The 13,339-nt window shown below is 40.0% G+C and carries 10 protein-coding genes and 1 tRNA gene; 7 read left to right on the top strand and 4 right to left on the bottom strand.

Annotation, left to right across the window (positions count from 1 at the left end; genetic code table 11):
* Positions 1-76: 76 nt before the first annotated feature.
* The 6 genes from B3297_RS16850 to B3297_RS16825 all read left to right on the top strand — a co-directional run bounded on the left by B3297_RS16850 (position 77) and on the right by B3297_RS16825 (position 7,134).
* Entirely contained in the window at positions 77-2,653 is a 2,577-nt protein-coding gene (locus B3297_RS16850; protein ID WP_115047821.1) for a phosphoenolpyruvate carboxylase, read from the top strand.
* Positions 2,654-2,728: 75 nt separating this feature from the next.
* On the top strand, positions 2,729-3,271 hold the full coding sequence (locus B3297_RS16845; protein ID WP_070570475.1) for a hypothetical protein: 543 nt from the start codon (positions 2,729-2,731) through the stop codon (positions 3,269-3,271).
* A 364-nt stretch (positions 3,272-3,635) separates the two neighbouring features.
* A complete protein-coding gene (locus B3297_RS16840) occupies positions 3,636-4,514 on the top strand; it encodes an exopolyphosphatase (RefSeq protein WP_115047823.1) in 879 nt (292 codons plus the stop codon).
* Between the two features lie 74 nt (positions 4,515-4,588).
* A tRNA-Leu gene (locus tag B3297_RS16835) sits at positions 4,589-4,672 on the top strand.
* Between the two features lie 688 nt (positions 4,673-5,360).
* On the top strand, positions 5,361-5,675 hold the full coding sequence (locus tag B3297_RS16830; protein WP_115047825.1) for a hypothetical protein: 315 nt from the start codon (positions 5,361-5,363) through the stop codon (positions 5,673-5,675).
* A gap of 433 nt (positions 5,676-6,108) precedes the next feature.
* Entirely contained in the window at positions 6,109-7,134 is a 1,026-nt protein-coding gene (locus tag B3297_RS16825) for a hypothetical protein (RefSeq protein WP_115047827.1), read from the top strand.
* A 130-nt stretch (positions 7,135-7,264) separates the two neighbouring features.
* Here the strand turns inward: B3297_RS16825 and B3297_RS16820 are convergent, their stop codons facing one another.
* Together B3297_RS16820 and B3297_RS16815 are read right to left on the bottom strand one after the other, a co-directional pair.
* Entirely contained in the window at positions 7,265-7,717 is a 453-nt protein-coding gene (locus B3297_RS16820) for an SRPBCC family protein (protein WP_115047829.1), read from the bottom strand.
* A gap of 4 nt (positions 7,718-7,721) precedes the next feature.
* A complete protein-coding gene (locus B3297_RS16815; protein WP_083296136.1) occupies positions 7,722-8,402 on the bottom strand; it encodes a DinB family protein in 681 nt (226 codons plus the stop codon).
* Positions 8,403-8,657: 255 nt separating this feature from the next.
* Between B3297_RS16815 and B3297_RS16810 the strand changes: the two genes are divergently transcribed.
* Positions 8,658-10,643: a glycoside hydrolase family 97 protein gene (locus tag B3297_RS16810; RefSeq protein WP_083296137.1), complete on the top strand. Its 1,986-nt coding sequence runs from the start codon at positions 8,658-8,660 to the stop codon at positions 10,641-10,643.
* Positions 10,644-10,742: 99 nt separating this feature from the next.
* Here B3297_RS16810 and B3297_RS16805 read toward each other — a convergent pair whose 3' ends face one another.
* Together B3297_RS16805 and B3297_RS16800 are read right to left on the bottom strand one after the other, a co-directional pair.
* A complete protein-coding gene (locus B3297_RS16805) occupies positions 10,743-11,612 on the bottom strand; it encodes a DUF6805 domain-containing protein (RefSeq protein ID WP_201303497.1) in 870 nt (289 codons plus the stop codon).
* On the bottom strand, positions 11,533-13,107 hold the full coding sequence (locus tag B3297_RS16800) for a glycoside hydrolase family 127 protein (protein ID WP_201303498.1): 1,575 nt from the start codon (positions 13,105-13,107) through the stop codon (positions 11,533-11,535). Before B3297_RS16800 ends, B3297_RS16805 begins: the two co-directional genes overlap by 80 nt.
* Positions 13,108-13,339: the final 232 nt, after the last annotated feature.

Below are 13,339 nucleotides of genomic sequence, written 5' to 3'. Positions count from 1 at the left end.
CATAGGGTTATTTCAGAGACATTACAAATTTTCAAGAGTCACCTAAACTCTCTTGACCACTTTCAAAGATTTAAATATGAAGCAAAGTAAAAATGAAGCCGTCTTTCAGGACGAGGTATTGACACGCTTTGAGCTTTTCAAAAGTTTGTTTTTAACATTGCCATTTCAACGTGTTAAAGATACAGGTACTTTATTACCATTTTTTGCAAAGCAATGTGAAAAGGGTGTGGATCAGCATTTAACTCCTGATGAGATCATAAAAAGTTTCTTCGATCAGCATGAGGAATTTTCTTCGGAAGAACAACGAATTGATTTGTTGTTTCGATTTGTTCAATATATAGAGCGTCAGGTTGTTTTATTTGATGCGATCGAAGACTCATCCTTTCAGATGGTGGGCCGTGGCGATGACGAAAATGTCTTGGGGGCATTAATAAAAAATGCCGAGGGCAGCGAAGATATGCGCCGTAAGATCGTGTCAAAATTGAAGGATTTTTCTGTACGTCTTGTGTTGACTGCACATCCTACGCAATTCTATCCGGGACCAGTATTGGGTATTATCAACGACCTGATCGATGCAATCAAGACCAATGATATCCATAGTATACATTTATTGCTACAGCAACTGGGTAAAACGCCTTTCATCAATAAAAATAAACCGACTCCAGTTGATGAGGCTGCGAGCTTAGCTTGGTTTTTGGAAAACGTATTTTATAAAGTAGCATCGGAAATTCAGTCTTTTATTGATGATGAATTGGACGTGGATACCGAAGAAGTCAAACAATTGATTGAACTGGGCTTTTGGCCTGGAGGTGACCGTGATGGTAATCCCAACGTAAGTGTTGATAGCACCAAGAAAGTTGCCGCATTGCTACGTACCATTTTGTTTAGATGTTACTATAGGGATTTTCGTATTGTTAGACGGCGCATCACATTTAGAGGTGTAGAGGAATATATGGAAAATCTCCAAACATTGTTCTACGAAAACAGTTTTAATCCAGTCGAACATCCAGCAGACGAAACTGATAATATTATCACAAATCTGAAAGCAATCAAAAATGTTTTGGAGGAATATCACAATGGACTTTTTGTAGAAATCGTTGATGACTTACTCCGCAAAGTGATGACTTTTGGTTGTTTCTTTACCACATTGGATATCAGACAAGACAGTCGGATATTACGTGAGGCTACCAATTATCTGATTCAGCACAATCAGGAAAAGACTGGAATGCCATTGGATTATCTGGAGCTCAGTGAAAATGATAAGCAAAAAGCATTAAAATTCAAAGAACTTGACTTAACGGTGGGAGAAGATGCAGATCCGTTGACGAAAGATACATCTGGTGTGATCAAATTGTTAAAGGAGATTCAACGTTCCGGTTCTGAGCGAGCTGCGCAACGCTTTATCATCAGCAATTGCCAACAGGCAAGTGATATTTTGGGACTGCGTCAATTATTTTTATGGTCTGGATGGAAGAAGGATGCTTTAACGATCGATTTTGTACCCTTGTTTGAGACCGTTGATGATTTGACGAGAGCAGCAGATGTGATGAAAACCTTGTATAGTAACAAGGAGTATAAAGCGCATTTGAAGCGTAGAGGAAACAAACAGACCATTATGTTGGGCTATTCAGATAGTACCAAAGACGGTGGATACTTGATGGCGAACTGGTCGATTTATCGTGCAAAAATCGAACTTACGGCGATATCTCGCGAGTACGATGTCGATTTGGTGTTTTTTGACGGTCGTGGTGGACCTCCGGCACGTGGCGGTGGTAAGACACAGCGTTTTTATGCATCGATGGGTAAAGAGATTGCCAACGATCATATTCAATTGACGATTCAAGGACAAACAATCAGTAGTCAGTATGGTTCTTTAGATACGGCACGATTTAATATAGAGCAATTGTTGCACGCTGGAATTATTTCAGATTTGAAACAACGCGTAGGCGATACCTTAACCAAACATCAACAGGAGATCATTGATAAGCTGGCTGAGCTAAGTCATCATAAGTTTATGGATCTACGGACGAATGAATTGTTTTTACCTTATCTGGAAACGATGTCGCCATTGAAAGCGCTATCGTCGATCAATATTTCAAGTAGACCTGTAAAACGTAACTCAGGCCGCGAATTGCGATTGGAAGATTTGCGGGCGATTAGTTTTGTAACTTCATGGAGCCAGCTGAAACAAAATATTCCTGGGTTTTATGGTGTCGGAACAGCATTGCAATGGGCTGAAAAAAATAACCTTTGGAAAGACGTGCAGCAATTGTATGTGTCATCTGGATTTTTCCAAACATTGATCGACAATTGTATGATGTCGATGACAAAGTCCAACTTTGATATTACAGCATACATGAAAGATGATCCTATTTATGGTGACTTTTGGAAAACTTTGTATGCCGAGTACCAAATAACAAAAGAATATCTGTTAAAGCTGAGCGGAACCTCAAAATTGATGGAAAACTATCCTGTGGATCGTGAGTCTATTTTAGCGCGCGAGGGAATTGTATTACCGTTATTGGTTATACAGCATTTTGCGATTCGTGCATTGAATTCGGATCAGCTGACTGATGCACAACGTGAAGATTATTCGAAATTAATAGCGCGTACAATCTTTGGCGTGGTGAATGCCGGAAGAAATGTTGCGTAATTTTTCTTTCTTTTCACGGATAGGGTTTCGGAGAACATATATTTTATCTACTTTTGTATAGTTAACAAAATTGATATGAAGATTAATAAGTTATTTATTGTTGCGGCTTGTGCGGGTACATTATTTGCATCTTGTGGTCAAACAGCTGCAGATAGACAGCGTCAATACTCTAATGCATCCTTAGCGGATGGTGATGCCTTTGCAATGATTAAATTCGTTGGCGAAAATGGAAACTACTTGGTAAATCTTGCTGATGTAGCTGCAAAACAATCTACCTCAGCAGAGGTGAAAAATGTAGCTGCAAAGATTAAAGAAGCTTACGCAACAGTGTTACCAGAATTGGACAATTTAGCAAAAGAATTGCATGTTGGCGATGCGCAACGTGGCGTGCCTGCATTTCAAGTTCCTGCTTCAATTGGTTCGGACAGTACAGCGGCATTCAATGATAAAGCATTTTTAGCGCTAGTGGTTGAAAAACAAGGTGAGATCAATACTAGATTGTCTCATGAAGAGCACAATACAAACAAGGATGTTATTCACCTTTCGGAGGAGTCTTTGAAAAAAGTGGAAGAGATCTACAAATTAGCTGGCGGTAAAGTTGAAGAACACCATCACTAAGAAATAAGATAAATAAAAGGAAAGGAGTATTCATTAAGATGAATATTCCTTTTTTTATGATTTTTTTGTTGACAATACTAGATTTTCTGCATGGAATTGTGATAGGTACTGAGTTTCGATAGGATGTGCTATCTGTATTCCGACTCAGTTGATTGCCAGCGAGATGATTTTGGCAGGAAATGAGTTTGTATTCTTGATAAAATGGAAATTTTAGTTATTGTAAGACATATCAGTGTTGTGTACACAAGAATTCCCTGGAATAATCGTTTGTTATTTGTTAAATTAATGATAACTTAACATTTATATAACACAGTTTTTAATAACTGTGTTTATTTTAGCGTAATTTAATGAAATCGTATATAAAGTGAGATACGCCGCAATAGATATAGGTTCCAATGCAGTCCGTCTTTTGATAGCTGACATTATTGGACAGAAAGACCAATATAATTTTAAGAAAAATACACTGTTACGTGTTCCACTTCGTTTGGGGGATGATGCGTTTATTCATCAGGAAATTTCACCTAGGAAAGCCGAGAGTTTGGTTAAAACGATGAAGGCCTTTCGGGAGTTGATGGATGTTTATAACGTGGAGGATTATATGGCCTGCGCGACTTCGGCCATGCGTGATGCACGAAATGGCGCTGATATTGTTGCGGAGGTCAAGAAAAACGGTATCAACATCGATATTATAGAAGGGGCAAAGGAGGCAGAGATTATTTACAATAGCCATTGGGATAATAAGATGGAAAAGGACAAAGTTTACCTTTACATTGATGTAGGTGGGGGTAGTACAGAATTATCGTTATTTGCCAATGGTGTTTTGGTTAATTCCAGGTCCTTCAACTTGGGCACAATCCGTATCCTCGACAATCAGGACAAGGCAGAAACCTGGGATGAACTGAGGGAATGGGTACGTAGCAATACGCATATGTATAAGCAAGTGGTTGGTATTGGTACTGGCGGCAATATTAATAAGCTTGCGCGCCTTTCCAATGAAAAATTGGATAAACCATTATCCTATGCTAAATTAAAAGCCGTGTATGAGCATTTATCTTCATTTTCTTTGAAAGAACGCATTATCTTATTGGGTTTAAACGAAGATCGTGCCGATGTCATTATTCCTGCGAGTGAGATTTTTCTAACGATTATGAAGCATGGTCGTCTAAAACAAATCATTGTTCCAAGGGTTGGGCTTGTCGACGGTGTAATTAGAACCTTGATCAATAGGAATTTAGTAAAATAATGCTGTAAAAAGCGATTTTCGACTTGTAAAAGAGCGAAAAATCTTTATTTTTGTGATACCAAAGGTGAATATGAGCCCAGGTGGCGAAATTGGTAGACGCACCATCTTGAGGGGGTGGCGCTCGCATGGGCGTGGCAGTTCGAATCTGCTCCTGGGCACTTAAGGAGACACTATTAAATAGTAGTCTCCTTTTTTTATGCAAAAAAATATTGTGAATCAGATCATTGGAGGTCAATTGAGCACAGTTCGATTTTTTGATGGGAAATACGAGAACAAGCAATGTAGACGTTCATTAACTTTTCTATTTTTGAGAACTTAAACTCGTCTGAAAAAATTTCATAAATATAGCACAGCTATAGGACGGTTTACGCAGCCGCTGCCTAAGAAAATAGGTCAAGAACAAACGTAAAATAACGGTATATATAGATGCTGGATTACCACTTCCAGTATAGTTCCAGTATTGTTGAAGTATAGTTGATGTAGTCAGGACAGGATACCTTGGCGGTACTAGATTCCTCGCTGATCATTCCTTGAACTTTACTCTGATTAGTCTTATGAGCAATAATGCCCCAGCCCGACCTTTTTGATTGTATGCTTGCTCCATGGTATGCTGACTCATTGTTTAGCACGAACCTATTTTAGAGCTCATAGATTTAAATAGTTTCATTCACCTATACCATAAGCCTAGCTGTATTGCGAATAATAGACTAAAAACCACGAATATTGAACGAACTGCAACAGATAATAAATAACCGCAAAATTAATTAATGGTGTTTTTATTTTTACTTCCATAAAATAAAGGCTTGCTTCAAAAGCATGTTATAGTTTAATAAAAAGATAGAAACAATGAAAAAATTAATGATGAGTTTGATGGCTGTTGCACTGCTATCTACAGCCGCTTCTGCAAAGACAACGGAAAAGGCACCGAAAGAAAATGTCAATGCTAAGACAACGACTTACCGTCTTCCTAACACGAATACACTCGTGAAAGTCACCGAAGAGGTCAAAGAAAGCGAAGGAAAATTGACACACTGTATTTTTGTGTTGAGTTTTTATGATTATGACACGGCGCAACTGGTCGGTACACATACTTCAGACACCTATACAAATGGTGGTTATGGATCTTTCTTTAAAGCATGTAGGGCATTTTGGGGTGTTTAATGCAGTCGATCCCTGTTGGTTTCAACCGGCAGATAGGTTTCGGCGTTTTCGCGCTGTTACAAACGATTAATTTAAGCGGGGTGAAAACCCCGCTTTTTTTTCGCCCTAAATGGTTAGACTGTTAAGTCTTTTTGGTGTGCAGAAAATTCAGTCTTTAACCCGCTTTTTCGCTTATAATACGCTAGGAAGGGTATGCTTTGATGATTTGTGATCAACTACTGGTAGTCTTATCGCGTAAGTTATTACCTTGTTTTTCGTTTAACGAGGTTGAAGCGTTTTGATTTGAATTGTAAAAATATGCTATAACGGGATGGTACGTGTTGGACTGATGTAAAAAAACATTATCTTAGATTATTATATTTAATTTATCAGATAAAAAAGCGTAGCTAACCTTTTTTAATGATAACCGAATTTGGAACTGAAGAACTTCAATATGCACACTAGAAATTTTTTACTTCTTCTTAGCGCACTAATATGGCTAAGTTGCACAAAAGATCCCATCGAGCCAAACGTAGAGCCCCCAGAGGTGGCACCTTCAGATACCACCAAGAATGAGCCCACTGTTCCTCCTGATAAGTACGAAATTCGGAAAGTACAATTTCAGATGAGCGAGCTTTTCTCTGATGATAATATTGATGAAAAGGTTTTCCTGGGCGGACTTTGGAGTCTCAAAGACACCCTTGAAGGCCCACGGCTAGAAAGCCTGGAAGCAAAAGCGAAAAAAGTAAAATTCCATTTCTTGTCTTACAATGACTTCTCCGTAGATATGGGATTCTTTGAGCCCAGCTATAAAAATGGTCTTGCTTATGCCAATAAGTTTGAAAAGTCGAAACAGGCAAGTAGTATGAACTTTACTTCGAGCAGTTTTGGAGATTACGCCGAAATACAGGGATTTCTCGGTATTTCGAAGGATGTAAAAAAGGCATTATCCCTTGTAAAACATGCCGACTCAACGACGATCAGTAAGCAAAACAGCACGCTTCGTATAGGCAAAGTCAATAAGCTTACAATTTATATTGACCACACAGAGTATTTTGATGCTTATCCGGAATCGGAGTTAGCTGTATTGACCCAAGCAGGTTACTCTCCCTATGTGCTTGCTTCGGTGACTTATGGTACCCATATGATTCTGATGGGTGAAACTGATTCAACACGGGCAGGCCTCAATACGGCAATAGACAAAATACTGGAAAATAAAACACTGGATGATGTAGATACCAAAGTCCTCGATTGCAGCAATCTGCTGATCTACTATCGGGGCGGCGGCAAGAACAGTTTTATTCAGTATCCGAAAGGAGCCAAGGCTATTGGAATAGCACTCCGCGATATGCTCCTTTATGTGAGTCAGACGGAAAATATCTTTAATTATCCACTTACCTATGACTTTATGAGCCTGAAGGACTATAGCACGCTACGGTATTACAATATATTTGACATTCGGGTCAAAAAACAAAAGTAAACGAACGAAAAAAAGCATCGGCAAGATAAAAAAACGGCATCCAGATCTAGGTGCCGTTTTTACTTTTGCCAACAAGCTTCTGACTTGCGCATTGATTTCGCAAAGCTCTTCAATATGCAGGGTATTTCACCTATTCCTTTTCGCTAATATCCTTTAGCCGTTGCAAAGCATTTGGCCAAGCCTCATTAAAGTAATCGATGTATTCGTCGTTTGTATCAACATCTACATTCAATAATGTTTGTCCTTCGATGTCCGAAAAAGAATAATTTTCTAATGCTCCAGCCCAATCTTCGACAGCTGGTCCGGATAAAATTTCTTGGCCATTGTCTAGGATACCAAGATGCCGAATAGACACATATGAATTTGGAATGTATTCGGCGATTTCTGCTACTATTCCGCCTTTTTCACCATTTTCATCGACGCCTGTAAAATGAATTTTTTGCCCCTTGTCCCAGATGCCTTCGAAATCTGAACTTGGATTGAATGCACTGGTCCATTGTTTATAGGTTTCTTTGTCAAGCATTGTTTTAAAAACCCGCGGCACAGGCGCATGGATCTTAATTTGATAAGTTAATTTCTTCATCTTTCTATTGTTTTGGAAAATTGGGATCGGCTTTTATTTCAGCGATCTGTTTGGTATGACGTGCAGAATGCGCAGCAATAAACATCAGGGCTTGATAACCATCAATTGGACCAGTTGGGGAATCGCTGACGTGATTTCTGAGATCTTCCGCATCAGCTTTTTTGATGTAATCAAGCACGGGTTGGCGAGCGGCATTGAAATCAGTCAAAGCGGTGTTCACATTTTTATAAATTCCCTCTGGTTGGAGTTCCTTGGGTGCCTGATATTTGTGACTTCTGTCTGTGAGTGCATTTTTTAGATTGTCGTCGGTCATCTTGATCTCTTTTCTCCTTTCAGGTTGTGGATCTTGATCCAGGCCCTTTTTTGCCATGTCAAATATCATTCGTTCTGAACGAATAATATGCTCAAGGCATTGACTGATCGACCATTTGTCGGGCGCTGGCTTAAATTGGAGCTGCGCTTCGCTTAAACCCGCAACCTGCTTTTCAAGCTCCGCAGTTGTTTGGTTAAAATATTGCAATAGCGAGTCGGTTCCAACATAATCGTGTTTTAAAGCCTGTTTTTTTTCTATCAGCGTAATGTTTTGGTCCTTTTGCTCGAGCAATGACCCTGATTTGGCAGATGATGGAGCCAAGGTAGCAGTTGCTATGCTGGCAAGTGCTATCATGTTCATAATTAGATTCATAGTTTAATACGTTTTAAGATCGTAAAATAAATGTCACTATTTCTTTACAATTATAAGGAATTTTTGTTTGGTATATCTTCTCATAGGACAAGAAAAGCTGCGTTTGCGCCTTCCCAGATTAGACGACGATTCCTATTTGACGCAGTCGATTGCAACCTGATAAAATACGTATTCTGTAATAAGTGTTTTTTGTACATTTATTAAAATAAAACCTTATCTTTAACAGAATAACTAACCGACTATTTGAGTTAATCTATGTTAAATCACAATTATACGCGCTATTTTAAACGTTTACCAGTAAAACGTTATGCTTTGGTATGTATGCTATCTTTGTTGGGGACAATTGCCGCAGCACAGCAGACATCGGTATCGAGTCCGGACGGAACTTTGACCGTTAAATTGGATCTGAAAAACGGTCATCTATTTTATCAGGTTGAACTGGAAGGAAAGACAATGTTGGAAGCTTCACCGCTTGGGCTTCAAAGCAAGACGATAAATTTAAGCGATAATTTGCGTCCTATAGCAGAAAAAAGAGGTGAAATTTTGACCAATTATATCGAGCCAAAAATCAAACGCAGTCAGGTACAGTATAAAGCGAATGAATTGCGTTATGTGTTGGAGAATACTTCAAAGCAGCAGATCGAGGTTACTTTCCGTGTTAGCAACAACAATATAGCGTTCCGATATTATGTGCCTCAGGTGGGCGAGCCGGCCAACTTTGCATTGATAAAGGAGAATAGCGGCTTTAAATTTCCCCTCGTTACAACAACATTTTTAACAGCCCAAGCTTCCCCCATGATAGGCTGGATGAAAACAAAACCAAGTTACGAAGAGGAGTATCAGGCAGATCAGGCGCTAGGCGTACCTTCGAAGTATGGTGTTGGCTATACTTTTCCTGCGCTCTTTCATGTTGGAGATCGGGGATGGGTACTTGTTTCGGAAACGGGTGTATCAAGTGCATATTGCGCATCCAAGTTAAGCGAAGGCACGAAGGATGGCCTTTATAGCATTTCTTTTCCGGAGGAAGGGGAGAACAATGGCATTGGACGTGCAGCTCCCACAATTTCATTACCCGGTTATACACCTTGGCGCACACTGACTGTCGGAAGCAACCTAAAACCCATTGTGGAAACGACCATTCCGTTTGATGTTGTTGAACCGCAGTATCCGGCATCGAAGAAATACGAATTCGGACGGGCGACATGGAGCTGGTTGGAATGGCAGGACGGCAGTATTAATTTTGAAGACCAGAAGAAGTTCATTGACCTTTCGGCTTCAATGGGGTATGAATTTGTATTGATCGACAATTGGTGGGATACAAAGATCGGCCATGAGAAAATTGAACAATTGGTGGCTTATGGGAAGGAGCGGGGCGTAGGTATTTGTCTGTGGTACAATTCGAACGGATTCTGGAACGACGCACCTCAGACGCCAAAAAATAAAATGAATACTTCGATTGCACGTAAAGCCGAGATGCAATGGATGCAGCATGTGGGCATTAAAGGAATCAAAGTCGACTTTTTTGGAGGCGATAAACAAGAAACACTGAAGCTTTACGAAGATATTCTTTCGGATGCAAATGATTATGGATTAACCGTTATATTTCATGGATGTACTTTACCGCGTGGTTGGGAGCGCATGTATCCGAATTTCGTGGGCAGTGAAGCCGTATTAGCCTCTGAAAATTTGATTTTCACACAACATGCAAATGATACGGAGGCTTTTAATGCGACTTTACATCCCTTTATTCGGAATGCCGTGGCGGCAATGGATTTTGGCCCGGTTTTGCTGAACAAACGTCATAACCGCGAGAATAGCGGCGGTACTATCCGCAAAACGACAGAAACATTTCAATTGGCAACGGCGATTTTATTTCAGACTCCGGTACAAAATTTTGGATTGACACCCAATAATTTACAGGAAATGCCAACCCATGTGATTAATTTTATGAAGCAGGTACCAACTACCTGGGATGAGACTGTTTTTATTGATGGTTATCCAGGTAAATATGTCATACTTGCCCGGAGAAAGAATGATACATGGTATATAGCGGGGATAAATGCCGAGGGCAAAGAAAAAACTGTATCGGTGAATTTGCCCATGTTGAGTACAGATGCGGTACAGCTAATCGACGATAACATTGCCCGGGAGTCAAAACAGAAGCAGATTCGACTTTCTAAAACAAAGTCCATCAAATTGACGTTGCAACCTGAAGGCGCCGTTGTTTTAATCGGAAAATAAATTAAGCGCTCTTCTGACGAACTGAATCACTTTTGATGAACTGAATTATCTAGGCTAAGTGAATCACGCCTGACTAATGGAAGCTATCTCCCAGATCCATTAGTCAGGACGAAGAGTTCTTATTTCTAGGATCTTGTGACTTGTAAATCCTGCCCCGGCCTTAATTTTCAGTTCTATTTTGGTTTTACCTGCACTCTCCATGGGAAGCTGTATATGTATTGTTTTCATGGTGGATCTCTCATCCTTGTCTTCCAATATACTGATGGTTTTACCATCGATCATTACCTCAGTTACCCTGGATGAGTTGTCTGCCAGCAATTTGATCGCGACCAGTTGGGTCTCTGGCGTTATTTTCATCACATAACTGAACCAGCCTTTTGTATCGCGCCAGCGTGTATCACCGAATGCCCCAGCATTGCTATTTTGCTCGCGAAAAAAGTGATCTGATTCTGGTTGTTGCTCCCCAGCGACTACTTTATCGACCGTTTTGGCCGCTAGCGCTAAGCTTTCCACTTCATCGCGGCGCATTTTGTCCTGTAATGCCAGTAATTCTTTCTGCGTTGCTTGAGGCCAATAGATCATATAACGGGAATCATGAATACCGAAAAAGGGTTCTAGTTCCATTTGAATATCTTTTTTTCCCAAATAGAGATTTGAGAGTGTAAAGTGTAAGGGCTTTGACGCTATTGGTTTTACAAGTGCCGGAATATTGTTCGGTTCTGCTTGAAGAATCGGGAGATCACGTAAAGGGATTTGTTTTCCAGAAGCAATGTGCCCCATTCGGCTGTCGTCGGCTCGAAGTCCCAAAAGATCTTCCTGTCCAGTTCGGGCTCCCAAAACAAGAGGTCCATATAAAATACTATAATAATTGCTTTTATCAGGCAACTGCTCAGTATGTATCCCCCATGGGTAATTGAAGGCTGACGATATCGCCCTTTCGCCATGTACGTTTGATCTGGATATGCTCATTTGTGGAACTGAAATTGCGGTAAGGCTTTCCATTGATCAACACATGGGGAGCTGTGGTGAGCCAGCTGGGTTTACGAATAAACAAGCTGAATGACGTCGGTTTTTTAGGGTTCATTCGTATGCTTGTTTTGGCTTCTGTCGGGAAGTTCGTTTCTTGAATAACTTCCATATTTTTCTCCTTCCAGTCCAGGCGTGAAGGAATAAATAGATTGACAAATAGGTCATTGTTGCGGTATGCGTAGATCATTTCACCATATTTGGCGTGATTTTCCATCCCTGATCCGACGCAGCACCACATACTTGTCTGCGCTTGAGAATAAACACGATAATGCCCCGGACGAATTTGCGTGAAATAGACTAATCCACCATGTTCGGGGTGTTGTGTCGATAAGATATGGTTGTAAAGAGCACGTTCATAAAAATCGAGGTATTTCCCTTGCGGATCGGTCTGATAGAGCATTTTTGTGAGCCGTAACATATTGTAGGTATTGCAAGTTTCTGGTCCCTCAATGCTATAGAGCATTTTTGAAAAATCTTCCGTTGGGTTAAAATGTTCACTTACACTATTTCCTCCAATAGCAATCGAGCGCTGCTCAACGACATTGTCCCAAAAGTAGCGAACAGCCTCCGCCCATTTTTCGTTGTGAGAAAGGTCAGCGATGCGTTTAAAACCGAGAACTTTTGGAATTTGTGTATTTGCATGCAATCCTGTTAAATGATCTTCATGCGCTAATAAAGGCTCAAGTATGGATTGATGACTGAATTTACGAGCCAACTCGAGATAAGTCTGATCTTGGGTAATTGCAGCAACATCAGCAAAAGTTTCGTTCAGTCCGCCATGTTCACTTCGTAACATTTCCTGTATTTGAGCATCTGAAAGTTGAGCGACCAACTTAAGCGCCCAATCAGTCATTTGAATCAGCATGTCTTTTGCAGATTCATTGCCTGTCAACAAGTAGGCGTCTCGCAGGCCAGCATAGGTTTTGTGTATATTATATAGCGGCACCCATTTTCCATTCAGGTTAAAGCTACCGGCGTTGATTCTACCTTGCTGAATCTCTGTCCAAATAATTTTACCCCCAGGTACTCCGCCTATGTAGCCGTTTCCATTTGCTTCCTGACAACGTCTCAAGTTGCTGAGCATATAATCTAGGCGTTCCTTAATACGAAGGTCTCCTGTAGCGGCATACATATGTGCGAGAGCAGATAGATAATGCCCTCCGATATGGCCATCTAATCCTGTATTTTCCCAATTGGTATAGGAGTCTTTTTTTAGCGGTAAATTGGCTTCGCGTAAAAAGGGAGCCAGCAATCTGTCCGGGTCTATTTCCAATAAATAATTGATGTCAAGATTTTCAGCATGTTTAAAAATCCCAGGTAACAACCTCACTTCTCTTAAATCGAAATAATTCAATTGAGAAGTTGTTTGGGCAGATAGCGCCAGACTAAATAAGCTTAAGAGAGCACTGTGCAAAAATTTGTTTTTGAAGATCATATGGACTGAAATTATCATTTGTTATTAACAAGATCTGATGAGCTTGTCTGGTTAGCCGTTATGTATAAAAAGACCGGTAAATCAAAGATATTAAATGTGTTATTTATTTTAAGTGTTTTTTTTACATTTATATTTATGCGCGAAAATAATGCGTGTATTTTTTTGTATATTATTGATAGTGAGTTTGTTTTTTTATTAAAAAGAGCTGATCCGTTTATTTTTAACTATACTT

The sequence above is a fragment of the Sphingobacterium sp. UBA3519 genome, from assembly GCF_002377215.1.
Lineage (GTDB): Bacteria > Bacteroidota > Bacteroidia > Sphingobacteriales > Sphingobacteriaceae > Sphingobacterium > Sphingobacterium multivorum.
The sequence above is the reverse complement of the archived record's forward strand: the minus strand, read 5'-3'. Positions and strand labels throughout refer to the sequence as shown.